This window comes from Bacillus sp. OV322 (assembly GCF_900112495.1).
GTDB lineage: Bacteria > Bacillota > Bacilli > Bacillales > DSM-1321 > Peribacillus.
In genome coordinates, this window is record NZ_FOMA01000004.1 from 178,672 (window position 1) to 202,664 (window position 23,993).

23 protein-coding genes and 1 other annotated feature are annotated in these 23,993 nt (G+C 42.5%); of the genes, 2 read left to right on the forward strand and 21 right to left on the reverse strand.

The features are described from left to right. The first annotated feature begins 35 nt into the window (after window positions 1-35). Window positions 36-569 (forward strand): transcription repressor NadR, encoded by a 534-nt coding sequence (locus tag BM126_RS11160; RefSeq protein WP_090989844.1) that lies wholly within the window; start codon window positions 36-38, stop codon window positions 567-569. A gap of 157 nt (window positions 570-726) precedes the next feature. Here BM126_RS11160 and BM126_RS11165 read toward each other — a convergent pair whose 3' ends face one another. The 9 genes from BM126_RS11165 to pheA all read right to left on the reverse strand — a co-directional run bounded on the left by BM126_RS11165 (window position 727) and on the right by pheA (window position 12,786). Further along, window positions 727-1,749, reverse strand: coding sequence for a dipeptidase (locus BM126_RS11165; protein WP_090989586.1), 1,023 nt, complete (start codon window positions 1,747-1,749; stop codon window positions 727-729). A 207-nt stretch (window positions 1,750-1,956) separates the two neighbouring features. After that, the gene (locus BM126_RS11170) at window positions 1,957-3,537 is read right to left on the reverse strand and encodes a hydantoinase/oxoprolinase N-terminal domain-containing protein (RefSeq protein ID WP_090989587.1); all 1,581 of its coding nucleotides are present in this window, start codon (window positions 3,535-3,537) and stop codon (window positions 1,957-1,959) included. Next, a complete protein-coding gene (locus BM126_RS11175) occupies window positions 3,537-4,631 on the reverse strand; it encodes a DUF917 domain-containing protein (RefSeq protein ID WP_090989588.1) in 1,095 nt (364 codons plus the stop codon). The genes BM126_RS11170 and BM126_RS11175 overlap by 1 nt, the downstream gene beginning before the upstream one ends. Before the next feature lie 32 nt (window positions 4,632-4,663). After that, entirely contained in the window at window positions 4,664-5,980 is a 1,317-nt protein-coding gene (locus tag BM126_RS11180) for a purine-cytosine permease family protein (RefSeq protein WP_090989589.1), read from the reverse strand. Window positions 5,981-6,145: 165 nt separating this feature from the next. Continuing rightward, the gene (locus BM126_RS11185; RefSeq protein ID WP_090989590.1) at window positions 6,146-6,868 is read right to left on the reverse strand and encodes an aspartate/glutamate racemase family protein; all 723 of its coding nucleotides are present in this window, start codon (window positions 6,866-6,868) and stop codon (window positions 6,146-6,148) included. Window positions 6,869-6,924: 56 nt separating this feature from the next. Then, window positions 6,925-8,511 (reverse strand): hydantoinase/oxoprolinase family protein, encoded by a 1,587-nt coding sequence (locus BM126_RS11190; RefSeq protein WP_090989591.1) that lies wholly within the window; start codon window positions 8,509-8,511, stop codon window positions 6,925-6,927. Beyond that, window positions 8,495-9,601: a DUF917 domain-containing protein gene (locus BM126_RS11195; protein ID WP_090989592.1), complete on the reverse strand. Its 1,107-nt coding sequence runs from the start codon at window positions 9,599-9,601 to the stop codon at window positions 8,495-8,497. The genes BM126_RS11190 and BM126_RS11195 overlap by 17 nt, the downstream gene beginning before the upstream one ends. Before the next feature lie 223 nt (window positions 9,602-9,824). Next, window positions 9,825-11,564, reverse strand: coding sequence for a sigma-54 interaction domain-containing protein (locus BM126_RS11200; RefSeq protein ID WP_090989593.1), 1,740 nt, complete (start codon window positions 11,562-11,564; stop codon window positions 9,825-9,827). Between the two features lie 334 nt (window positions 11,565-11,898). Further along, window positions 11,899-12,786: a prephenate dehydratase gene (pheA, locus tag BM126_RS11205; RefSeq protein ID WP_256213065.1), complete on the reverse strand. Its 888-nt coding sequence runs from the start codon at window positions 12,784-12,786 to the stop codon at window positions 11,899-11,901. A gap of 287 nt (window positions 12,787-13,073) precedes the next feature. Between pheA and BM126_RS11210 the strand changes: the two genes are divergently transcribed. After that, window positions 13,074-13,424: a cupin domain-containing protein gene (locus tag BM126_RS11210; RefSeq protein WP_090989595.1), complete on the forward strand. Its 351-nt coding sequence runs from the start codon at window positions 13,074-13,076 to the stop codon at window positions 13,422-13,424. A gap of 419 nt (window positions 13,425-13,843) precedes the next feature. Here the strand turns inward: BM126_RS11210 and BM126_RS11215 are convergent, their stop codons facing one another. From BM126_RS11215 to minC, 12 genes are all read right to left on the reverse strand, one after another. Further along, on the reverse strand, window positions 13,844-14,593 hold the full coding sequence (locus BM126_RS11215; RefSeq protein WP_090989596.1) for a phosphotransferase family protein: 750 nt from the start codon (window positions 14,591-14,593) through the stop codon (window positions 13,844-13,846). 264 nt (window positions 14,594-14,857) lie between these two features. Continuing rightward, window positions 14,858-15,307 (reverse strand): ACT domain-containing protein, encoded by a 450-nt coding sequence (locus BM126_RS11220; protein ID WP_090989845.1) that lies wholly within the window; start codon window positions 15,305-15,307, stop codon window positions 14,858-14,860. A gap of 58 nt (window positions 15,308-15,365) precedes the next feature. Next, on the reverse strand, window positions 15,366-16,655 hold the full coding sequence (gene obgE / locus BM126_RS11225; RefSeq protein ID WP_090989597.1) for a GTPase ObgE: 1,290 nt from the start codon (window positions 16,653-16,655) through the stop codon (window positions 15,366-15,368). 48 nt (window positions 16,656-16,703) lie between these two features. Continuing rightward, a complete protein-coding gene (locus BM126_RS11230; RefSeq protein WP_090989598.1) occupies window positions 16,704-17,249 on the reverse strand; it encodes a Spo0B C-terminal domain-containing protein in 546 nt (181 codons plus the stop codon). A 352-nt stretch (window positions 17,250-17,601) separates the two neighbouring features. After that, window positions 17,602-17,892 (reverse strand): 50S ribosomal protein L27, encoded by a 291-nt coding sequence (rpmA, locus tag BM126_RS11235; protein ID WP_071350054.1) that lies wholly within the window; start codon window positions 17,890-17,892, stop codon window positions 17,602-17,604. A gap of 12 nt (window positions 17,893-17,904) precedes the next feature. Then, the gene (locus BM126_RS11240) at window positions 17,905-18,237 is read right to left on the reverse strand and encodes a ribosomal-processing cysteine protease Prp (RefSeq protein ID WP_090989599.1); all 333 of its coding nucleotides are present in this window, start codon (window positions 18,235-18,237) and stop codon (window positions 17,905-17,907) included. A 12-nt stretch (window positions 18,238-18,249) separates the two neighbouring features. Next, window positions 18,250-18,558, reverse strand: coding sequence for a 50S ribosomal protein L21 (gene rplU / locus BM126_RS11245; RefSeq protein ID WP_071350056.1), 309 nt, complete (start codon window positions 18,556-18,558; stop codon window positions 18,250-18,252). Between the two features lie 13 nt (window positions 18,559-18,571). After that, window positions 18,572-18,654 (reverse strand) — a sequence feature (ribosomal protein L21 leader region). Window positions 18,655-18,701: 47 nt separating this feature from the next. After that, the gene (locus BM126_RS11250) at window positions 18,702-20,186 is read right to left on the reverse strand and encodes an Rne/Rng family ribonuclease (protein ID WP_090989600.1); all 1,485 of its coding nucleotides are present in this window, start codon (window positions 20,184-20,186) and stop codon (window positions 18,702-18,704) included. Between the two features lie 60 nt (window positions 20,187-20,246). Next, on the reverse strand, window positions 20,247-21,113 hold the full coding sequence (locus tag BM126_RS11255) for a M50 family metallopeptidase (RefSeq protein ID WP_090989601.1): 867 nt from the start codon (window positions 21,111-21,113) through the stop codon (window positions 20,247-20,249). Continuing rightward, window positions 21,106-21,873: a M23 family metallopeptidase gene (locus tag BM126_RS11260; protein ID WP_256213067.1), complete on the reverse strand. Its 768-nt coding sequence runs from the start codon at window positions 21,871-21,873 to the stop codon at window positions 21,106-21,108. Before BM126_RS11260 ends, BM126_RS11255 begins: the two co-directional genes overlap by 8 nt. A gap of 627 nt (window positions 21,874-22,500) precedes the next feature. After that, complete coding sequence (minD, locus tag BM126_RS11265; RefSeq protein ID WP_071350064.1) at window positions 22,501-23,304, reverse strand: septum site-determining protein MinD; 804 nt, start codon at window positions 23,302-23,304, stop codon at window positions 22,501-22,503. A 2-nt stretch (window positions 23,305-23,306) separates the two neighbouring features. Next, complete coding sequence (minC, locus tag BM126_RS11270; RefSeq protein ID WP_090989602.1) at window positions 23,307-23,990, reverse strand: septum site-determining protein MinC; 684 nt, start codon at window positions 23,988-23,990, stop codon at window positions 23,307-23,309. Window positions 23,991-23,993: the final 3 nt, after the last annotated feature.

Below are 23,993 nucleotides of genomic sequence, written 5' to 3' on the forward strand. Positions count from 1 at the left end.
ATGGTAAAATAACTCCATATATAAGGAGAGGTTACATATTGGAAAAAAAGAAACTACTAGGTGAAGAGAGGCGCAGCCATCTTCTCGAAATCTTGAGATCAAGCAAAAAGCCCATCACCGGAACAGAGCTTTCCCGAATCAGCAATGTGAGCAGGCAAGTCATCGTTGGAGACATTACATTGCTTAAAGCTAAAAACGAACCTATCATCGCAACAAGCCAAGGCTATCTGTATTTTCAGGCAGGCGAAACACAGCAATGCGAGAGGACTGTCGCCTGCCAGCATGGCCCCGAGCGTACAGAGGAAGAACTCAACATGCTTGTGGACCTTGGCATTATCGTAAAAGACGTCAAAATTGAGCACCCGGTATACGGCGACCTCACTGCTTCCATCATGGTCAGCAACCGCAAGGAAGTCCGGCAATTCATGCAGCAGATCAAAGATACCGGAGCCGCCTTTTTATCACAGCTCACAGAAGGAATCCACCTTCACACCCTCACCGCATCCTCAGAAGAACTTCTGGACGAAGCCGAGGAAACACTAAAAAAAGAAGGCCTATTGATCACCTAAAAAGCGCAAGCGCCTTGAAAGCCTCGACCAGCATAAGACGCGTAAGAATAGAAGGTGCTCTTTGCCTTCAATTCACTTATGACCTCGAGAGGCTAGGCGCTGGAGCTGGATTGCCTGACTCCCTTAGCATTCTAAAGGGGGGGTCAGGCACTAGTTTTTAAAAGATTCTTAAAAAATTGCCTCCTATTATTTTTTGCAGCTCTTCTTCCTTATAGCCCCTATTTATCAAGCCTTCTATTAATTTCGGCAAGCTTTGATGGCCGTCTATTACATCAAAGGGTTTTCGCGGCATTCTGGCTAAATCGTCTGCGTCCATATATTTGAAGAAATCATCGCACAAATCGAGCCCGATCCCAACATGATTAATCCCAATTAACTGAACTATATGGTCAATGTGCTTAATAAATTGTTCCAACGTACTATTTTCGTCTTCCGCTGCAACAATGATGCTTACCGCATTGACTCCAATCACACCGCCTTTTGATGCAATAGCTTTCATCTGCTCATCGGTTAAATTACGCATCGTATTCGAAAGAACCCGTGAATTCGAGTGTGATGCAATGATCGGCTTTTTTGACATTTTGATCACATCCCAAAATCCTTCATCATTCAAATGGGAAACATCAATCATCATTCCAAGTTTTTCTGCCTCTTCAATTACCTTCACTCCAAAGTGGGTTATTCCACCCTTTGTCCCTTCGTCTATCGGACTGAAATGGCTGCCATCTCCCACCGCGTTTCTTCTGCTCCAAACCAAGCCAAGGTTTCGGACACCCAATTCATAGAACACTCTTAATAAGCTTAAATCAGTTCCAATTGGTTCCGCTCCTTCAAGGGATAATAAGAAACCAATTTTCCCTGATTGCTGTGCCAGAATCATATCGTCTCTATTTTTGCAAATCATCAATTTATCCGGGGACTCCTGTACTTCTTCGTACAATGCACTAACCTGATTGAGCGCTTTTCGCAGGCCCATCTCGGGTAAAAATCCGCTGTCGATAAAAATGGCCGTGATAATGATATTGACCCCGCCTTCATTAAAACGCGGCCAGTAATCTGTTTCAATCACCTTCCTTCTGCCTTTTTCCCTTTGGATAGCGACATCCATCAAAAGATCAAAGTGGGCATCAATGATCAATGTTTTATTTTTGATTTCCTCTATGTATGTTTCTATACTCATATTCTTTTCCTCCAATATTTGATAATAATCAGTATTAGAAAAAGCTCTAGATTGGACTAGAGCTTTTTTATATTAACGATAACTGCCTAGCTCCAGCGCCCAGCCCCTCAAGATCAAATAACCTCCTCCCAAAAAGTCAAAGAGCGACTTTCCGGGTAGAGATGATTTGCCGTGGTTTAACAGGTCGCTTTCCTTATCCAGTTTGTACTACACCAGTTCATTCATTTCAACTTGTGCTAAATCACCTGCTGCTTTGACACGAATACGCGTCGCGTTTCCTGGCATGTAGGCAAGCGGAACATCCTCTATATCGACAATAACCAGGCTATCGGGATCTGCACCAGCATTAATCGCTTCTGACATCGCTTTTTCCTTTGCATGCTCAAGCGCCTTTTCCCGGCTGATTTCTGCTAGGGCATAGACCTTTTCAATTTGTCCGCTAACCTGGGCGATCGCCGCCCCGATGGCATTTGCCACTCCTGAATGTTGAGGGCGAATGACCTCTGAAGCTCCTTTTAAATCTTCTGGCAGCAAAATGCTGCCGCCGCCAACGAGAATGACCGGTACAGGTGTTGAGCTGGTTTTCATTTTATCAATCGCTTCTTCGACGAGTTCTACCATTTTATCATAGACTCGATTTAATAATTCCTTATCAAGATGCGCCACTTTTAAAGGATCACCAAGATTGACTTTTCCAAGGGCTACTGCAACATCAGTTGTAGTTAAAGTGTCTCCTCCAAAAATCAGGCTTTTTTCCGGCAGGCGGTACCCGACACTGTCTGGTCCAACCGTGAATTCGCCATTATCCTGGATGCGAATGATTGTTCCTCCCCCAAGGCCGATGGAAATAAGGTCGGGCATCCGAAAATTGGTCCGCGCTCCGCCTATCTCTACTGCCAATGAGGATTCCCTTGGGAACGATTGAACGAGTACGCCAATATCAGAAGTTGTTCCGCCAACGTCCACCACAATCGCATCGGAGAAATCAGTTAAATAAGATGCTCCCCGCAAAGAATTCGTTGGTCCGCAGGCAATCGTAAAAATGGGGTATTTAACCGCATATTCTACCGACATTAATGTTCCATCGTTTTGTCCGAAGAAGACTCTCGCCTCAATCCCTTCGTTCTTCAGTGCATTGATGAATCCGTCCGCTGCAGTTTTAGCGACCTTAACAACAGCAGCATTGAGGATCGTCGCATTTTCTCTTTCCAGCAATCCTACCGAACCGATCTCTGATGATAAAGAAACAGAAACGCCGTCCCCAAGTATTTCTTTCAGTATTTCACTTGCCCTCTGTTCATGTTTTTGTGATACAGGAGAAAAGACTGAAGTGATGGCGATAGAATCCACTTCCCCTTTGATTTCTTCGGCGATTTGATATAAATGCTCTTCATCTAAAGAGACAATTTCCCGCCCATCGAATTCATGCCCTCCCCGAATAAGATATACATACTTTCCAAGTGCCGCACGGAGGTCGTCCGGTACACCAATCAGTGGTTTGACGGCCAATGTAGCTGGGGCGCCAATGCGAATCGCTGCAATTTTATTCAATCTTTTCCTCTCAACGATGGCGTTTGTGCAATGGGTGGTCCCAAGCATAGCATATTTGATTTGTTCACGAGGAACATTCGCATCGCTGATTATTTTTTTCATGGCTGCATAAATGCCTGATGCTACATCTTCAGTGGTCGGTGATTTTGTTTCCGATATCACCTTATTGTTCTGATCCAATAGGACCGCGTCTGTATGGGTTCCTCCTACGTCAATTCCAATACGATATACGCCCATTAGTTTGTCACTCCTTTTTTCGCAAGTTCTTCTACAGGAATATAGTCAACATCGTAGCCAAAGTATTTAGGACCAACTACTTCAATGCCCTTTTCCGTTCTCCACTTTGGATGGCAAGGCATTCCAATTACGACGCATCTAGCGCCATATCTGATACCTTCTGTTGTAATTGGCAAGCCAGTTTCCGCGTCAAGCACAGCAATTAAATCAGGAGTGACGCAAAGGAGCCGCTGCTCGGTCTGAGCAAGCAAATGCTCATTCTGGAAACGGACCTCGAGGGTTTCACCCTTATATTCATTGATTCCCTCGAATGTCGCGACTCCTCTTGCAAAACCGGTTTCAGTTTTCCGGTTAATATCACTGACTTTGCCCCGGAACAATTCAAACCCTACTGCCTTTTTGAGAACTTCTTTGATCGGATCTGCATTGTTTTGCTTTGCAAGCCTGATGGCTTTGCCGATTTCTTCTTCCAGCTTTAAGATATTGCTAATTCCGCTTTCCTTTACAATCTTGCCTGTCATAGGATAGATGGCAATCATCGCTGAACCGCCCATTTCAATTGTAGCTGCGCGGGCAATCCTCTCTGTCCAAACATTATTGATTGTTGACAGAAGCGAAGTGTTCCCTTTTTCATCAGCAAGGACCATAGGTGTAGCGGCGACACCATCCAAATAGAAAGTGACCATTTGCAATTCCGGGAACGCTCTGCCCATTCCATCTACATCGACAACAGGTAAACCTAATTTTGCGGCAAGGGCCAATGGAAGCATTGAATTGAGTCCACCCGCCTCAATTGGCATCGTTGCGAAGATCTTTTTTCCTAAATAAGCTTCAAGGTTTTTGAAAGCAGCTGCTGCTTCCTCACCGCTTGGGGCTTTTTCAAGCATGACAGTCGGTGCTCCCATCATTGCAGAAGGCACAACTAAAGCGTCATCTGGCACTTCATCCACATCCAGCAAGGTGATTTCCCCATATTCTTCAATCGCCTGCAATGCCATTAACTTGCCGATGTATGGGTCTCCTCCGCCTCCAGTACCAAGTAAGGCCGCGCCAACCGCGATATCTTCGATTTCCTGTTTGCCCAATTTTCTCATTATTTAAAAACCTCCAATAATACGTAAGTTTATTATGCAACTTTTCCCTTTAGCTCTTTTTTACCCTGAAATGCTTTCACCGTTAACACACCAACGTAATAGACGATACCGCTTATTAAAAGTGAATTGATGGATGGGATGCCAACTGAAATAAAATAACCGCCTCCAAAACCTGTCGCCCAAGCCACTAATGTAATTGGATTTATTTTTTCAGGCTCTGCCGGCAAGGTTCCTTTCTCCCTGCTTTCATCAAGTGCTTTCCGATACGTTTTTAACACGAAGTAATCAACCACCATGATCCCTGCAATTGGCGGAATCATAATTCCCAGTAAAACAAGGAAGCCGACAAACCGATCAAGAATCCCCATGATGGATAGAACTGTTCCGATTACCCCGATCACAAGGGTCACAATTGCACGATTCACTTTGACCTTGAATAACGAATCTATGATATTCGTAAAACCTAAAGAAGAAGAGTATAAATTCAGGTTATTGATTTTAATTGTTGAAAAAACAACTACAGCTGCTCCAAGCCAACCGGATGTTTGCAGCATGATACTGACAACATCATTCGTTTTTGCAGCATGGGCCATCAACACAGCAACCATGCCGACACCCATCTCACCGACTATGGTACCAATCGTGGTCATCCAAAAAACATCTTTCCCGTTTCGTGCAAACCGACTGAAATCAGGAGTGATGACTGCACCAATCATGAACCCTCCGGCCACCATTGTTGCACCTACTCCAAGTGAAAGCGCCTCTCCTGGAGGTGGAGTTCCTATTAAACTCATAACCGAATAATCACTTAGAACTTGATAGATTCCGAATCCTACTACCAATAGAAAGGCAGGAACGGCAATTTTCGCTGTCATGCTTAACAGCTTGAATCCAAAGATAACCAATACCGTTACGCCCATGCCAGTTATCGCAGCGGAAACGGGAAGAATCAATTTACCGCCGGTTGCCTGGACTAATCCATTGGCAAAGACTGAATTTTGCACCCCAAACCAGCCTATCGTACAAATGGCAATAACTATGCCGATAATAGTGGAGCCATATCGGCCGAATCCAGTCCACCGCGATAATAAACTCGTAGAAAGACCTTCACGTGCTCCCGCATAACCGATAAGAAAACTGATACCCTGTAAAATAACACTTCCAAGGAACATGGCCCAAAACGCCTGCCAGAAAGTCATACCGTATCCTAATGCAGCACCCAGCATAAATTGAGACAAGGTGGCAAGAGCTCCTACCCGAACAAGCATGATGTCCCACATTGGCAATCGTGCTGATTTCGGAACCCTGGACAGCGAGTAATCGTCTCCTAATTTCTTTGTATCTTCCATAAATCCAACTCCTTTAATTTATTATTTACTCCCCTGACTGTGGTTTTAATAAAAAAGGATTTTGCCCTATTCATGGAAAGCCACGCCATAATCCCCGATCAGTATTCGGAACGTTCTGTTAATTATTTTTACAGGAGTGTACTTGTTGTGTATTTTCAATCCCAATTATGCTTTTATTCTCTGTTTTGAGGGTGGCGTCATGTATGTCAGACGGCTTTGTTTTACTCCCATTGTGATCAAGCTTTCCAACAGTCGAGTTGCCGCGAATACTGGGTCAATGACCGGAACATCAAACCCGTTTTGTTTTAGGCGTTTCTGAAGTTCTGCTGCAACACCCATGAATCCTGTACAGCCTAATACTAATGCGTGGGCGCCATCTTGCTCGATTGCTTTGATCATTTCCTCGTACAATTCTCTTTTTAACCGATCCTTATCGTGAACTTCCAATACAGGAATATTTACATATCGGACGGAAGCTAAATTACCGTTGACCCCTAATGTTTTGCTAATGTTTTCAATCATAGGGACTACATTCGGCAGCACTGTCACGACAGAAAATGATTTAGCCAATGAGCTTGCGAACAGCATCGAGGATTCACAAGCACCAACAACCGGAATGTCCAGAATTTCTCTTGCCGGCTTTACTCCAGGGTCACCGAAGCAGTCACTGATGATACCGTCGTATCCGTCTTCCTCAGCCTCCTTAGCTTTTTCCAGAAAATTAGGTACACACAGTGCTTCATCATATTCGCTTTCAACAGATGCAGGCCCATAATCAAGGCTGGTCACTCCAACCTCAGTTGTTTCAGATGCATAATATTTAACTTCTTCCAGAATTTCCTCATTAAAAATATCTGATGTGATTGGCATGATTACTTTGATTTTCATTTACTTTCACTCCTTTTAATTTGTGTAATTTTCCAAATACTTATCTCGTGAAAAAATTAATCGACCCTATCACCTGCATCAGGAATAAACTCCAATTCTCCTAAAGCCTTCAAACGGATTCTCAAAACCTCTCCTTTCATATAATCAAAGGGGAACTCTTCTATAGATACCATCTCAATGCTCTCTCTTTTTGCTCCTTTTAGAAGAAGCTGTTGAACCAGTTGTTCCCTTTCCTCATCGATTACTTCCTGTTTCGTCTTGTCTCCCAGCCAGAACACTTTATCCACCTGGGCACTAAGAGGTGCGAAACAGGCGCCAACTGCATTGCAAATATGAAAGCCAGCGGGATGGTAAACTTTTTGGTATTTTCCAAATAACCTATTCACAAGTAATGAACTTCCTCCGCCAACTAAAACAACCGGAAGGGCTTCATTACTCAGCTGGAGTCTGGATATCTTTTTTTTGATTTCACCCGTTACTGTTTTAATCACTTTTTGACAGTCATCCTCTGACACGTTATCTAATCCCTTTAGTGTTATTTTTTCATCTGAAAAGGAATCTGGATAAACTTTAAGGAAAGAATCGGTTAATGTCCAAGTGTCACCGCCCCATGATATCCCCTGCTGTTCAATATCGCTGGCAATCGTTTCTTTTATTTGGACTGATTCTTCTTCGATAGAAATGAGACTGCCTCCTCCATAAGGAAGGGAATACATTTTCGGTACCCGCATATTTACATCTATATCCAAAATAGATGTCGAACCTATAGAAACTTCAGGCCGGCCGTTCTGAAACTTTCCAATATCAATCGTACTTCCACCGACATCGACGACGATACAGCGGTCCAATCCGCTCAAGATACTGGCTCCTCTGATACTGTTGGTGACCCCGGACCCAATTGTTAAAATGGGGTAATCAATCGCTTCCTGGATTTCCATAAGTGAGCCATCATTTTGAGTTAACCAACATGGACATTCTAATGCTAGTTTCTTAAATAATGTCGATAAATCAATCATTGCTTGGCGGATCACCTTGGATATTATTGCATTTAAAAGTGTGGCATTTTCTCTTTCTATGAATCCGGTACTTCCGATTTCATGAGACATTGTGATAGGTATCTCAGGAAAAGAAGCTTTAATGCGGTCGCGAATTTCCCGTTCTTCACTTTCATATAACGGGGAATATGCTCCCACAAGACAGATTGACTCAATACCGTATTTTTTTATATCTTGGTATAACTGCTCGAATTCATTTGGATTTGGCGTTAATTGCTCTTTTATTTTGCCTGTGTAATCATAAGAACTTTTAAAGTGATAAACCTTTGAAATATATTTCTTTAAGTTTTCGGGCCATTGTAAAGCTGGTTCAATTAACGAAGGCTTTTTCGTGATACGGATAAGCGCCGTTTTAGAAAGATTGACAGGGTGATATAATGCGTTAAGCACATGAGTTGTACCTAAGAAAATACCTTTTATTTGGTCTGACGGGATGTTTGCTTCTTTTAACACTTCTTTCGCAGCCGACTCAATTCCAGAAATAATATCATTCGTTGTTAAGTGCTTCGACCAGGAAAGAAGTTTGCCATCATTCCTGACAATCACAGCATCTGTATTTGTTCCTCCCACATCAATTCCCAGTTTCATGATCTAATTCTCCTGGCAGAGGTTTATAGGATATGGTTAAATCAAAGTTTTCTGGACCCACGAGCTCAAGCATTTCTTTTGTTCGAAGAATGGATGGAGCTGGCAGCGCGAAAATAATGACGGAATGACCCGCCTGGATCTCGGAAACATTGTATGGGAATAAATTTTCCTCATTCAAAACAAGGATGAGATCAGGCGTTGTACAAATATACTGATCCTCTTTTATAGAAATAAACTCATTCTTGAATTCTATTTCAATTCTTTTATTTGAAAAAACTGACCGCCCCTCTATTACGAGCCTTCCAATTAATGATCCTTTTTCAAACCATCGATTAACCTCAGAAACCACACCACTGATGATTTCTAGAGGTTTACCATAAATTGAGTTTTCGAAAACCCTGTACATCTCTTCAATTTTCCGGCTTATTTGTGTATCTTTTTTGATGGCAGTTCCTAACCGATGAATTAAATTTAATGATCCAGGGACCATAGATGTTTTCATTTTTCTTCCATTAGCAGCGTAACAAAGGAAATGGGCATACCCTCCATTTCTCACCATAAAATCTTTTGCCAATTCTGCTATGTTATCAATATCCTCCAAACCATCAATTATCGTGCTTTCATCATGTGTTTGCAGGACGAATGGTAATAAAGGAATATCCGAGAGATGAAAGGTTGTCATAGATATCTCCGGAAAAGCCCTTCCCATTCCATCTCCGTCTACAACAGGCAACTTTTTCATGACCGCAGTTACTAAAGGAGTCAGGGCATTCACTCCGCCAATTTCTACAGGGATAAGTGCATCTACTTTTGTTTGACTGGTCGATTCATAAACATCAAGGACTCTGACTCCCTCTTGGCCGCTGGGGATGTTTTCATCATATAAAATGGTAGAACCCATAATGCCGACTCCTACAATCCAATCGTCCTCAATATCAGTAATGGACTTTACGGTTATTGAGTCCTCATTCGTCATGATTGACATTAATAAACTCTGTATCGTCTTGGTATCACCGCCTCCGCCACAAGATAAGATTTTTGCTCCCATTGCCAATAGTGGTATATCCTGCTTTTTAATTTGCCATGACATAGATTGTTGCCCCTTTCTTTTTATAATGCAAGAAGTGTGCCAAAAAAAAGAAATACCCTCAAGTCTGTGGTTGATGGATTATCAGGATTCGATTTACAAGAATTTTGAGAATTTTTAAATAATGATAAAGCCAAAAATGGCCGGTAAGCACTGGTAATCATATCTTTTCTCATGCTTTCTCATTTTTCTTCATATTTTCTCAGTTTTTATCAGCTACTGTTTATTATTTAATATTGTATTTGCTAATTCTTCTATATAAGGTAGGCAAGCTGATATTCATGTGTTTCGCAACCTTCTTTTTACTGGGAGTATCCCGGCCATACTGATTCAATAATTCAATGATCAAATCTTTTTCTTCCACATGGGTATTCCTTTTACCTGAAACTGCATGGCTATCAACTTGTTTAATTTTTGTGCCATGAACATATAAATCTCTTAAATATTTGGGCAGGCTTTCCACTGTTACCAGGTCACCAATCTCTAATTGGACAAAATGATGGACTACATTCTGAAGTTCTCTGATATTCCCTGGCCATTGATAACTAAGGAGGATTTCATATACATCATTAGAAAGTCTCTTCAGTGAGCGAAATAGCTCCCTGGAGAATTTTTTCAAAAAATGTTCAACGAGGAGCGGAATATCCTCTCTTCTTTCTCTTAATGGCGGAATCGTTATGGGAATGACATTTAGCCGGTAGTATAGATCCTCTCTGAATTCGCCCTTTGCTACAAGCTCTTCAAGATTACGATGTGTGGCAGTTATAATCCGGACATCAACGGGAGTGCTTTTCGTATCTCCAACCCGCTCAATTTTCCGCTCCTGGACAACCCTCAGCAGTTTTGCCTGTAAATGGAGGGACAGGTCTCCAATTTCATCAAGAAAGATTGTCCCGCCATTGGCCATTTCAAATCTGCCTGGTTTGTCTCCACCTGAACCAGTAAAAGCTCCTTTAACATGTCCAAAAAGCTCGCTTTCCAACAAAGATTCAGGAATGGCAGCACAATTCAATGCAATGAAAGAACCATCTGTTCGATTGCTTTCCTGATGGATCGCTTGTGCGAAAACTTCCTTTCCAGTCCCGCTCTCGCCTCTTAGTAAAATGGAAGTATCGCTGGGTGCCACACGTCTAGCCATGTCAACAACCGCTTGAATGGAGTCGCTCGTTCCTTTCACATCTTTAAACGTGTAGAGGACTCTTTGTTCAGTCATTTTCTTTTTTGAATCCTGGATGGAGGCCAGCTTGATAAGAAATAAAACGATTTCTCCATTTGCTATAAGAGGTTTAACTTTCACTATATATTCTGCTTGTTTGCTTTTTAAAGAAGGAATAGATATTTTAAAATCCTGTTGGTTTTTGACATTCTTTATTTTCAGCCAATCTGAAGCAGACATTATTTCGTTGATGTTTTCGCCCAGTAAAACCGTCTTGCTTTTGTTAAACTCCTTGCTGACATTATTGCTCAAGCTATGAATCGTTCCATCAAGCCCAACGATTAAAATGGGTTCTTGAATAAAAGAAAACAGTCCCATCATTTCTTCCAAAACCAAGGCATTTTCCTTTTTCAAATCATCATTTTCAATTTTATTGCTGATCCATTCACAGCAAAAGTCAAGCTGGGTTTCAATATTTTCGAAGTTCTTATTCATCCTGCCTGCCTGTCCATCCAGGGGAGTAACCAGCAAAACCCCTATTACTTTTTTGTTCTTGGTTATGGGCTTAATAATGGCGGTTTCAGCCACGCATTCATTTTTCACAGAACATAATTCACACGAACTTTGCTCTGCTTTATTTCGAATGAATACATCTATACCGTTTTTCTTGATTTTACTAATGATCGGACACTTTAGCGGCAGTGACTTTTGGTCATCATCCTGCAACACTACTTCAACCCTAACAGGAAAGGATTGAAACAACTTGGTGATAGTCGAACTTATTTCTTGATTATTTATTTCAGCAAACATAGCGCCGCCACCTAATTTTAAAAATTTATTGTTTATTATATCAGACTTTTTTAGCAGGCTATATTATTACTGAATAATCCTCCACTTCTTCCGATGCATATAAAAAGCAGCCTGCTAGAAATAGGGATTAGTGGCACCGCCCATGTTCTATTAAGACATAGGCCGGCCAATATGTTTTGATTAATCAAGTCCTGGCTAATCTTTGGGCAGCAATAAAAAAGACAAACCAATAAACTGCTATTTGGTCTGTCTTATAATTATTATAATTATTATTTTATTGTTTCTCTCCCAAAGGAGAACCGTTTAAGAATGTTCCGGATCTTTTTCTATATGTTTATTTAGTTTTCACATTCTCCAGCTCAGCCTGCGCTTCCGCTTTAAAGCTCGGATAGCTGCCAAGCAGTTCAACATGGCACCCAAGGGCTGACAATTCTGACATCGCGCCGGGAATAAGGACATCATCCATTTTCTCTTCAATATCGATGATAAAGAAGTAATTGCCCAATCCTGTTTTCATCGGGCGTGATTCGATTTTAGACAGGTTCAGCTTCCTCCAGGCAAAAGCAGACAAAACCTGATGCAGCGCTCCGGAGTGGTCCTCAGGCATTGTGATGATTAAAGTCGTTTTATTGCCAGTAAAGGCTGCCAAACGGCCTTTATAATCAATATCCTTTTTTGAAACCACGACAAACTTTGTATGGTTATGCTTATAATCGTGAATGTTTTTTCCCGCAATCGCCAGGCCATATTCTTGTGCAGCCATTTCATTGGCAATCGCCGCTATTTTCATTTCGGGATTTTCTTTGACCATCTGTGCCGCCTGTGCAGTTGAAGTTGTGGCAGCCTGCTGGACACCTTTTAATTCTTGATGAAGAAACTTATGGCACTGGGCGAGAGCATGAGGATGAGAGTAAACCGCATCTGGAACAAATCCCTCATAATTATGATTGGGGTGCACCATATAGTGCTGTTCAATCGGGATAATCATCTCGCCCTTCACCGGCAAGTTCACCTCATGCACTAAGTAATCAATGGTAATGTTAACTGAGCCCTCGAGGGCATTTTCAATCGGAACTACCGCTAAATCGGCTGTTCCGTCCTGCACAGCATCCAGGCAATCCGGGATCGTGCTCATCGGCATTTTTGTATCTTCAGGAAATAAGCTTGATACGGCAATATCCGTGAACGTAGCTTTAGGTCCCAGAAAAGCAATCTTGTACAACATGGCTGACTCCTCACTTCACGGAAAAATTTACTGTTTATACTATGCTATTTTCTTGCTGAATTCAAGAGTTTTAAAGATGAAATCCAGTTAATCATGTAAAAGAGGCCCTCTATCCCAAAATATTGGATACAAATGGGGGCACCGCTGTATTAAATAACTCTATTGATATCGGATTAATAAGAACACTTGTTCTACAATATATTTCTCATTGCCATTCTAATAACGTAAAGCTGCCTGTTCTCAACCAAAAATGGTGGGAAAGTAGTCGGTGTTGGGGGGATTATATGAAAATATATCAATTTAACAAAGAGGTAGGGAAGAAAATCACAAAATTCGACTCGAATTTTGTATTGTCACGTATTACGCATATAGAGAAAGCAGCACATATAGGTTGTATGCACTTAGATGCGAATGGGTTAATTGGTTATCATCAAGCTGATGTTCCTCAGCTTCTTTTAATTGTAAGCGGTGAAGGCTGGGTTAGAGGTGAAACCGATGAATACCTCAAAGTTCACAGTGGCGAAGCAGTATTCTGGGATAAAGACGAATGGCACGAAACCAAAACAGATACAGGTTTAACTGCAATCGTTATAGAAAGCCAAGAGCTAATCACTTCATCATTGATACCTTTATAGAGATTATAGGTGTTAAACAAATATGGGTATTAATTAAAGGCTCTTTTTTTAAAGATTGTTGTTTTTTAATTGTTCTGTGAAGCAATCCTGTTGTTAAACCGGGTTGATTGGAGTGTAAGGTGCGAGACTCCTGTGGGATTAGCGGGAAGGTGAGACCCCGCAAGCATTGCTTGTGAGGCTCACCGCCCGCCCCACGGAAAGCGAGCATCCTGGAGCGAAAATCAACCCCTTGTTCAATAGCAACAAATTTTTACGAAAACAGCCTAATTAAAAGAGGGAACTCCAACAATTATGTAGTCCCATTTCCTTAATATTAAAAATTAACAGTATCCATTAACATAGCTTACTTTTAAATGGACCAATTTATAAAAACCTCAGGATATCACTGAAGTTCTTCGAGTTCTTCTACTTCTTCCATCTTACACCTTCAGGAAGGTATTTATGATCTTCAGAAGTCGTTCTGAATTCTCAGTTGAAACATGCTCAGATAATCTTGCCCCAGCAATGATTGGTGCCCATTGAAAAATCTCAGAGCATAGCAATCCACTCTTTTTACAATACAGCCGCAAATACATGTCAGCTAATTCTGATGAAAAATGTGAATATAAAAGAAAAGTCCGATATACATCAGCCCGTATATCTCCTGAACTCGAATCAACCCAATCTATGACTGCAACCCGATAATCTGTTTTAATCAAATTAAATAGATGAAAGTCACCATGACATAGCCTATTAGTATAAGTAATTGATTTCAATTCTTTGAGCAAATATGATTTTTGCCTTTCATTTAAGATAGGAGCTTCTTCAATTTGACGGTGTAATTTATCATTCATTAATTCAATTGCATCAGGAATTATGCTATGAATTTCAATTTGCGTATCGACAGAAATATCCAAATAATATTCTGCTTGTTCTTTATCTTTGAAAAGTAAATCCCCTAATGTTTCTCCTTTGGTATATTCCATTATAATTGCTTGCTTCCCGTTTACCTTGGTTACTTCAAATATTTCAGGTACAGGAAGTCCGCAGGAATATGCATATTTTTGCTTGTTTGCTTCTTTTATAGCTTCTGTATCTGGCAAAAAATCATTAAAAATTTTCACTATTTTGTTGTCGGTAAGATAAATTTCCGCAGTATTTCCACTTGCTATTGGGTTGCCTAAATTCATCTTGTACTCCTCCGCACTTTAATTTACCTGCTCTATTAATTGAAAAAAAACATGTTTATACCATTAAGACCAGATAACTTAAATGTATCATGTTTTACAAATTATGTATGTGAATATTCCTTCTAGTCATTAATAAATGCTTAGTTCTCTTTGGATTTTCTGAAATTCTAAACCAATTAAAATGTTATTTCAGCTATTACAGAATGTAAACTTTTAAAAATCTATATAAAAGCCCCGCAGACCATAAAGATCTGCGGGCCGTTTTCATGCACCAGTCCCCAATATATCCACTTTTTCAACAAAGTCCAGCTTGCGGAGCTTTGACAGGAGCTCCTCAATTTCAATCCTGATGCCGTTTGTATTAAGGGAAAGTGTAACATTTGCCCGCCCTTGCAGAGGAATGGTCTGGTGAATGGTCATAATATTGCAGCCTGACTGTGCCACTGCGCCGAGCAGCTGGGAAAGCGTGCCTGAACGGTCTTCCAGGTAAAAGAAAAGCGTAATCAGCTTTTCCTTGACAACTGTGTGGAAGGGAAATACAGTATCGCGGTATTTGTAATACGCGCTTCTGCTCAAGTCCACCCGCTGTACAGCTTCCCAGACGGATTCTGCCTTGCCGCGTTCAATCATTTCTTTGGCATCCAGTGTTTTTTTCATTGCTTCCGGAAGTACATCCTCACGAACCAGGAAAAATTTCTTATCCGTACCTTTCAATCCGCGCACCCCGCTTATCCTGCATCATATCCGGTAAAAGCCCCGGACACAAAAATCATTAATCCACGAATTCAAATTCGTATTCAAGGATTCGGACGATATCGCCGTCTTTTGCACCTTTTTTGCGCAATGCCTCATCTACGCCAAATGAACGGATTTGGCGGGCAAAACGCCTGATCGACTCATCTCTTGTGAAATCGGTCATCTTGAATAAACGCTCGATTTTGAACCCTGAGACAACAAAGCTGCCATCCGGATCACGGGTGATATCAAATTCATCCTGTGAATTTACATGTTTATAAATAACACGGTGAATGCCTGTTTCTTCTTCTTCATGATCCAAAGGAAACTCTGGCGTTTCTTCAATTTTATCTGCCACAGCAAATACTAATTCACGGATGCCGGACCTGGTCACTGAAGAAATTTCGAATATAGGGAAATCCTCCTGCAGCTTTTCCTTGAAGATTTTCAGGTTCTCCTTGGAATCAGGCATATCCATCTTGCTTGCAGCGATTATCTGCGGACGCTCTGTCAAGCGAAGGTTATATTCACTGAGCTCTTTATTGATGGTTAAATAATCTTCATAAGGATCGCGTCCTTCAAGTCCGCTCATATCAATAACATGAATGATGACACGTGTTCTTTCAATGTGGCGGAGGAACTGATGGCCAAGACCCACTCCCTCTGATGCCCCTTCGATAAGCCCGGGAAGATCGGCCATTACATAACTGCGTCCGTCTTCTGTTTCCACCATTCCAAGGTTAGGAACGATCGTTGTAAAGTGGTACTCGGCAATTTTCGGCCTTGCAGCAGAAACAACAGAAAGCAATGTGGATTTTCCTACGCTGGGAAATCCGACAAGGCCGGCATCAGCAAGAAGCTTCAGTTCCAGGACAATATTTTTTTCCTGACCCGGCTCACCGTTTTCAGCAATTTCAGGTGCAGGGTTGTTCGCAGTGGCAAAGCGTGAGTTGCCCCTCCCCCCGCGGCCTCCTTTAGCTATGACAGCCTGCTGTCCGTGCTCAACTAAGTCTGCGATGACTTCCTTCGTTTCTTCATCGATGACAACTGTGCCCGGAGGAACTTTTACTATCATGTCAGAGGCATTTTTCCCGTGCTGGTTCTTGGACATTCCGTGCTCGCCTCTTGGTGCCTTAAAGTGGCGCTGATAGCGGAAATCCATGAGCGTTCTCAAGCCTTCCTCCACTTCAAAAATAACATCGGCGCCGTTACCGCCATCCCCGCCTGCAGGACCGCCCAGCGGAACATATTTTTCACGGCGGTAAGAAACGATTCCGTTTCCGCCGTCTCCACCTTTTACAAATATCTTGACCTGATCGACAAACATGTAATCACTTCCTTGTTTTCTTTATGTACATCAATGCTGTACGTTCATCTATTTATCACACTTAAGTTCAACAGAAAAAACCCATTCGCTGTCTGTGATTTCTTCAATCTCCACACTAGTATGGTCATCTATTGGCTTGTTTAAAAATTCCTGAAGCTGCGATTCATCTTTTAGCATACCCTGCAGTTCAAAGGAAAATCGGATATACCCCGCCATATTTTCAAAAATGGAAACAGACAAAACATTTTCTCCAAACATATCCAGTGCAGCATCCAGGACAGAAAATAATTGGCTTGTCCAGTGGTGCATCGTGCCATCGAGCGGCGCGCAGCCCTTTAACAGCTCAATAACTTCGAATTCCAGGCGAAACGGCCTGCTGCCCCAGTTGGCAGTCATCAGAAGTTCGCCAAACCTGGACATTTTCAAATTGGAAAGCCTCGCCTCATGCTGTGCATCTATAATGATTTCGTCTATAATTGCTTTCACACGTTCGGTTTTATTTAATTCGAGATTTCCTTTTATCAGCTGGATCTTATTTAGCCAATCATGTCTTGAATGGCCCAAAATCTCCACTGTCGTCCAATTTTTTTCCATTCTATAGCTCCTGTAATTATAATAAAAAACAAATCCTCACTGCTCTGACTTGTGGTGAATAGTAACGGGATCCTGGATCACTTCGATTTCCTTAAGTATACCAAAAAAGCCAGCTGCAGGAATAGGAGAAAATCCCTGCCCTATTGTCCATAAGCTCCACCGTCCAAAAAACAGATCCCGGGGATTCATTCTTTGGACGATGGCAGAGCATTGTGCTGTTTTATCATAACAGAAATATATAAAGGGCCTGACTCCTTCCCCATAATACCGCAGCCATTACGAATGGTGCCGTACCATGTCCAATAGAAGGAGTCAGACCCTTATGAGCCAGCCTCTATTAAAAGATGCCGAATTATGCTTCTTGTGCTGCCGGGTATACACTTACTTTTTTGCGGTCACGGCCGTAACGTTCGAAACGTACAACACCGTCAACTTTTGCAAAAAGAGTGTCATCTCCACCGCGTCCAACATTCTCGCCTGCGTAGATTTTAGTACCGCGCTGACGATAAAGGATAGAACCGCCAGTTACGAACTGACCGTCTGCACGCTTAGCGCCAAGACGCTTAGAGATTGAATCACGGCCGTTCTTTGTAGAACCTACTCCCTTTTTGGAAGCGAAGAACTGAAGATCTAATCTTAACATATGTTCCACCTCCTACTTGTTAAGGATGATTTTAATGTATTTGCCATAATCACTTTCGATCGTCTGGAGCGATATCAGCATGGCGTTCAGGAGAAGCTGAACTTTTTCCTGCGATTCTTCTGAGATATTCTCAGGAATCCCGCATCGAAGGTAGCCGCCTTTTCCGCCCTGCTCAATCTCAGGCTTTACATCCGTAAGGGACATAATGGCATTCACGGCTCCAAAGGAAACCGCGGATGCGCCTGCACAAACAATATCAGAACCTTTTTTCGCATAATCAGCATGTCCGCTTAAAGTGAACGAAACAATCCGTTCCTGCGGAGCATCGATTGTAACTTTAATCATATAAGTCTAGCCTTATGCATTGATTGCATCAATAACAACCTTTGTGTATGGCTGACGATGACCTTGTTTTTTACGGTTGTTTTTCTTCGCTTTGTATTTGAAAACGATGATTTTCTTTTGGCGACCGTGTTTTTCAACTTTGCCAGTTACAGTAGCTCCTGCCACTAATGGAGAACCTACCTTCACGTCTTCACCGCCTACGAATAAAACCTTGTCAAATGTAACAGTTTCGCCTGCTTCAACGTCTAATTTTTCAATGTAAACTGTTTCGCCAGCTGCTACTTTAATTTGTTTACCGCCAGTTTCGATAATTGCGTACATACCTGCACCTCCTTATATAACTCAGACTCGCCAATCACAGGCGTTCTGCATTGCTGCAAAAACTTATCAACCTGATCTGTGCGGTTGTAGCACGGGTGCTACAAACATAACATTAAAATCCTATCATATATTTAAGGTTTATGTCAATAGCTTTTGTGCATTGCTTCTTGTAATTCTTTCATGCTCCCGAATCGTTTAATATGATAATGATTTTGTCCGCCTTCAGTAATGGAAAACAGCAGCTTTTTGCCGATGGCTCCTTCCAAAACGTCCCTGTGCGCTTCCCATTCCCCTAGCAGTGCCTCTGAAACTGCGCTGTTCGCTTCAATCCAGACTGCTTCTTCATCCCGCTTACGATGCTCAAACAGCTCCCGCTCAAGGCGGAAAGCTGCCGTTTCTGCACTGTCGACTTTTCCGGTGCCGGCGCACACCGGGCATGGTGACTGTGTTTTCTCTATCAATGAAGGAGATGTCCTCTTGCGGGTCAGCTGAAGAATGCCAAGCTCAGTGAAGCCAATGACCTGAACACGTCTTTCATCTCTTGATGCTGCTTCTTTTACAGCACCAGCAACCAGCGCCCGATTTTTATGCTCCTTCATATTAATGAAGTCAATGAGAATAATCCCGCCTATATTCCGGAGCCTCAGCTGGCGGGCAATTTCCTTAGCCGCACTCATGTTTGTTTCGAAAATCGTCTGTTCCTTTTCGCCTTTTCCGGTGTTTTTCCCGCTATTCACATCAATGACAGTAAACGCCTCTGTTTCTTCAAAAATAAGTGAGCCTCCGTTATCGAGCCATACCATTTTTTTCAGTGCCTTTTCTGCCTGGGCTTCAATGCCATGCTGTGAAAAGATATTCTTTGTCCCTGTTTCATAAAATAGTTTCCACTGGCTTCCCTGCGTCTTCACCCAGCTTTCAATCGATTTATATCCTTCAAAATCATCGATAGCAATTTCTCCGGGCACAACGGAGGAAAGCTCACCGGCAACATTTTCAAGAAATGTGTCATGACGGTGTATCAGCCCAGGAGATTTCGCTGAGTCTGCACGCTTTTTGAGCTCCTGGAATTTTCCGCGGAGAGAGCCGAGCAAATGCTTGAACGCTTCCTCAGTTTGATTTTCCATTGAGGTCCTGATGATCAGGCCTTCATGTTGTCCCTTCCATGCTGAGGCCGTTTCCCTCCAATGAAGCTGCTTTTGATGGTCGGTGAATTTTTTTGAAACCCCGACATAATCAATGCCATGCATATACACAAGAGAATCTGCAGAAAGCTCAATCAATGCTGTTAACTTCGCGCCCTTCAACCCGGTTTCATCACGGGTCACCTGCACCATAAGCCTTTCTCCCTGTGTGATGTAGCGGCTGATTGATCCTTCCGCTTCTCCCGCTCTTTTAGCAGCCTGGTAGGAGGGCAGGTCATCACGATGAAGAAAACCATTTCTCTCTCCGCCAAAATCAATGAAAGCCGCTTCCATTCCGGGAAGGATTTTCACAGCTTTGCCTGCATAAACATTCCCGACGAGGCTTGCCTGGTGCGGCGGAAATATTTCAAGCTTAACAAGCTTTCCATCCTCCACAACACCATATCTTTTTTCCCTTGATAACATATTCACAATTACTTTTTTCATAAAAAAAATCCCTTCTCCAAAACCGCTGCATCCAGCTCATTTGAAGAAAGAATATCATAATTAATAGGAATATAACAGTTCGCCAATTTTTACATTTGTCATTTTATCGGTAAAATACGCATGCAGGATTTCATTTTCATCAAGAGAACCGCTTTCCCGGCCATTTTTAGTGATGATGATCGGGTGCTTGCAGCCTCTTTGGAATTTTTCCAGCACCTTATAAATGGCCTCATTTTCGTCTACAATTATCGGCTTCAGCATATCAGGCTTGCCGCCCCTTCCGTAATACCGCTCAAGGAGAAACCTGATGAATGCATAATAGCGCTGCTTCCACTCCACCACAAGCGAAAAAACGAGAAATGCGGCAATGATCAGGACATTTAAGCTGAATGGCTGGATCAGGGTGACCAGCAGCACGGATAAAGCTGAAAACGCCGCTGAAAAAATCAATGTGAAGCGATGGGCCTCAAGAAAGGACCTGTAAAGAGATACACCCATGAACAGCAGCTTTCCCCCATCAAGCGGCCAGACTGGCAGCAGATTAAATACCATAAGCGATAGATTCATATAAAAAAACTGCTGATACGTTTCGTATGATAAAAAAGATGCCTGATACAGCAAAAACGAAGCACCCGCAAGCCACAGATGCTGAATAGGCCCTGAGAGCGTCACAATCAGGTCCTCCTTCAGTGTCTTGTTTCCGTGCTCCTCCGTTTCAAGTACCCCACCAAAAGGAAGCAGCTTGATGGACTTGATCCGCCAATCAAAATGAGCAGCAGCGATCCCATGTCCCAGTTCATGAATGAAAACAATCATAAATAGCATGATGACTGAGGTAAAATGAGCAGTCAGGATACTAATGCCCATAACAATCCATAGGGTAGGATGGACGTTGATTTTAAAAAGCAGCTTCAAGTATTCATTCAAAGGTTATCACCTTTTTAGGATCGATGAAGGCATCGTTTTTTCGTATGGCTAAATAATAGGTTCCCTTTGAACCATCTTCTGTAGGTGAAACCTGTCCGATTTCTTTTCCTTTTTTAACCGCATCATAGACTTTCACCTGTATGTTCTCAAGCCCGCCATACCAGGATTCACTTTTATCAGTGTGCTGGATGATCACTGTTTTGCCCAAATTCGCTTTTTCCCCGGCAAATGTGACGGTCCCTTCTTTTATTGCATCAACTGCTGAATCCTTTCCGGTTTCAAGCATGATGCCTTCACCGTTTGTCTGGAAGCTTTGCGTGATTCTACCTGTAACCGGAAGCGCCTCTTCCCTGCTTACAATCGTCTTTTTATCCCCTGCAGCATCTTCCTTAGGCAAAAAAGCGATCGGTTTTCCGAATTTATCTTCATACCAGGAGGAAATCGCCGCAAACTGCAAGTCATGATTCATTGTTTCCTTCACATAGCTGCGGGCCGTATCAAGCTTGGAAGATGGATGCTTGTACATGACAGCAATCAGCAGAAACAGCACAGCTGCCCCAAGGATCTTAAAAAAGAAAATCTCTTTCTTAAATAATGGATGATCTTTCTCCGGACCTGCGCCATCATAGGCAGCCACTCGTTCAAATCCATGCATTTCTTCCTGGTGATCAAAAGACTGCCAAATCCCATCCGCTTTCGCTTCATTCATTTTCCTTCGTTTCGCAATCCGTTCCTGGACTTCCCTTCTTCGGTCCTTCATCCCGGCAGCTCCCCCCTGCTTAGTTCAAGCTCTTTATCTCCATGTTATGAGCTCCTTGTCCAAACTATGACGGAGGTTTTCGTAAACTTTGAGCTTTGGAACGAAGGCCTCACGTCACTTACGCTCAAAGAGTCAAAGAATAAAGGCTAAAGTGGATTTCGCTCGAATGAAGCGGGATTTGGCTCTAATCGGGATGGATTTCGCTCGAATGGAGGGGGATTTGGCTCTAATTAGGGCTTAATTGAATCGATTATCCATTTTATTGGAAAATATTCATATAAAAACCCTTGCATTTACAGCCATTTATCGAGGAAGCTCCTCTAATCTTGAGTGTTTTGCCAAAAAAGCGTATCAAATGTTTGGTATGTCTTAATTATGAATCTATTTTCTTACAAAATTTAAGATCCACGCGAGTCATTTCCATAAAAACTCAGCAAAATAGGCAGCTTGATAAAATCTGCATTGCTCTCAGCGATATTCGCTCGAATGAAGGGTGATTTGGCTCTAAGCGGGGGCTAATTGAACCAATTATCCATTTTTATGGAAACAAACACATAAATGCACCCTCGCCCTTCCACATATCCGGCAAAAAAAAAAGAGCGCGGAATGTAATTCCCGCACTCTTTACTATCTTCCGACAAATATTTTCTTGATTTTTGCCATGAATCCTTTTGGTTCGGATTCAAGCGGGTTCAATGGCACAGATTCACCAAGGATTCTTCTTGCAATATTGCGGTAGGCGATTGATGCACGGTTATTCGGGTCAAGCGCAATCGGCTCTCCCTCATTGGATGCTTTGATCACCTGGTCATCATCCACCACGATTCCGATCAAGTCGATGGATAAGTGTGTCGTGATTTCATCTATATCAAGCATTTCACCGTTTTTCAGCATATGGCTGCGGATCCGGTTAATCACAAGCTTTGGCGCCTCGATGGTTTCTTCCTTTTCCAAAAGGCCGATGATTCTGTCTGCATCACGCACTGCAGAGGTTTCCGGCGTTGTAACCACAATTGCCCGGTCAGCACCTGCAATGGCATTCTTAAAGCCCTGTTCAATTCCAGCAGGGCAGTCGATGACAATGTAATCATAATCCTGCTTCAGCTCTGTAACAAGCGTTTTCATTTGCTCAGGGCTGACGGCGGACTTATCGCTCGTTTGGGCAGCCGGCAAAAGATACAGCAAATCGTCAAAGCGCTTATCTTTTACAAGCGCCTGATGAATTTTGCAGCGGCCTTCCACTACATCAACCAAATCATAAATGATCCGGTTTTCAAGGCCCATGACAACATCCAAATTGCGCAGGCCGATGTCAGTGTCTATCAGGCACACCTTTTTGCCAAGCAGAGCCAGCGAGGTTCCTAAATTGGCGGATGTTGTCGTTTTTCCTACTCCGCCCTTGCCGGATGTAATAACTATAGCCTCTCCCACAATTAGAGTCCCCCTTCAAAACTATCTAAATTAGGTCTATGTTTCTTTAAGACTTGCAGTTTATCTACTATAATGTGTCCGTCGTCATCAATGAATGCACATTCCATGGCATGCCCGTCCTCCGTATACTGGTCTGGGCCGCGGTTCACGGAGCTGCCGATTCTCAGCTGTGCCGGCTTCATAACAGAGGCCGTCACCACTGCTTCACTGTTGCCGTTGCACCCGGCGTGAGCAATGCCTTTTAATGTGCCCATAATATAGATGTTTCCCCCGGCTGCAACCGTTCCTCCAGGATTCACATCACCGACAAGCAGTAAATCTCCAGTGACTTTAAGAACCTGTCCTGACCGGACCATCCTGACGATCGTCTCGATCTGGTTTTCTTCTTTCCACTGTGATGCCTCGGCCTTTGTCATGACATTGGAGACAATTTCGTCCACTACAAGCTTCTTTTTTTTGCGTATCAGGTCTTTTATTTCTTCTTGCTGTATTTCAGTTAAATAGCGATTGCCTGTGTGTACCTTCACGGCAATTAACGGGTCATTTTCCTGGAACTGATAATTAGCAGAAATCTTTGTTTCAAGCTCTTTCAATAACTCAGAAAAGGAGCACGAATCATCGAGATGCAGCGTGAGCCCGTCCTTTGTGCCTTTAATCATAACATTTTGCGGTATTCTTTTATTCATGAC

What these genes read in the sequence shown, in the direction of transcription:
- BM126_RS11185 (WP_090989590.1), bottom strand. Translation starts at nt 6,868, where the DNA reads ATGAAAATCAAAGTAATCATGCCAATCACATCAGATATTTTTAATGAG.
- BM126_RS11250 (WP_090989600.1), bottom strand. Translation starts at nt 20,186, where the DNA reads ATGAAAAAAGTAATTGTGAATATGTTATCAAGGGAAAAAAGATATGGT.
- BM126_RS11175 (WP_090989588.1), bottom strand. Translation starts at nt 4,631, where the DNA reads ATGAGAAAATTGGGCAAACAGGAAATCGAAGATATCGCGGTTGGCGCG.
- BM126_RS11195 (WP_090989592.1), bottom strand. Translation starts at nt 9,601, where the DNA reads ATGTCATGGCAAATTAAAAAGCAGGATATACCACTATTGGCAATGGGA.
- BM126_RS11260 (WP_256213067.1), bottom strand. Translation starts at nt 21,873, where the DNA reads ATGAAGGACCGAAGAAGGGAAGTCCAGGAACGGATTGCGAAACGAAGG.
- BM126_RS11230 (WP_090989598.1), bottom strand. Translation starts at nt 17,249, where the DNA reads ATGGAAAAAAATTGGACGACAGTGGAGATTTTGGGCCATTCAAGACAT.
- BM126_RS11165 (WP_090989586.1), bottom strand. Translation starts at nt 1,749, where the DNA reads ATGAGTATAGAAACATACATAGAGGAAATCAAAAATAAAACATTGATC.
- rplU (WP_071350056.1), bottom strand. Translation starts at nt 18,558, where the DNA reads ATGTACGCAATTATCGAAACTGGCGGTAAACAAATTAAAGTAGCAGCT.
- rpmA (WP_071350054.1), bottom strand. Translation starts at nt 17,892, where the DNA reads ATGTTAAGATTAGATCTTCAGTTCTTCGCTTCCAAAAAGGGAGTAGGT.
- BM126_RS11170 (WP_090989587.1), bottom strand. Translation starts at nt 3,537, where the DNA reads ATGGGCGTATATCGTATTGGAATTGACGTAGGAGGAACCCATACAGAC.
- BM126_RS11180 (WP_090989589.1), bottom strand. Translation starts at nt 5,980, where the DNA reads ATGGAAGATACAAAGAAATTAGGAGACGATTACTCGCTGTCCAGGGTT.
- BM126_RS11210 (WP_090989595.1), top strand. Translation starts at nt 13,074, where the DNA reads ATGAAAATATATCAATTTAACAAAGAGGTAGGGAAGAAAATCACAAAA.
- BM126_RS11200 (WP_090989593.1), bottom strand. Translation starts at nt 11,564, where the DNA reads ATGTTTGCTGAAATAAATAATCAAGAAATAAGTTCGACTATCACCAAG.
- BM126_RS11240 (WP_090989599.1), bottom strand. Translation starts at nt 18,237, where the DNA reads ATGATTAAAGTTACAATCGATGCTCCGCAGGAACGGATTGTTTCGTTC.
- BM126_RS11215 (WP_090989596.1), bottom strand. Translation starts at nt 14,593, where the DNA reads ATGAATTTAGGCAACCCAATAGCAAGTGGAAATACTGCGGAAATTTAT.
- minC (WP_090989602.1), bottom strand. Translation starts at nt 23,990, where the DNA reads ATGAATAAAAGAATACCGCAAAATGTTATGATTAAAGGCACAAAGGAC.
- obgE (WP_090989597.1), bottom strand. Translation starts at nt 16,655, where the DNA reads ATGTTTGTCGATCAGGTCAAGATATTTGTAAAAGGTGGAGACGGCGGA.
- BM126_RS11190 (WP_090989591.1), bottom strand. Translation starts at nt 8,511, where the DNA reads ATGAAACTGGGAATTGATGTGGGAGGAACAAATACAGATGCTGTGATT.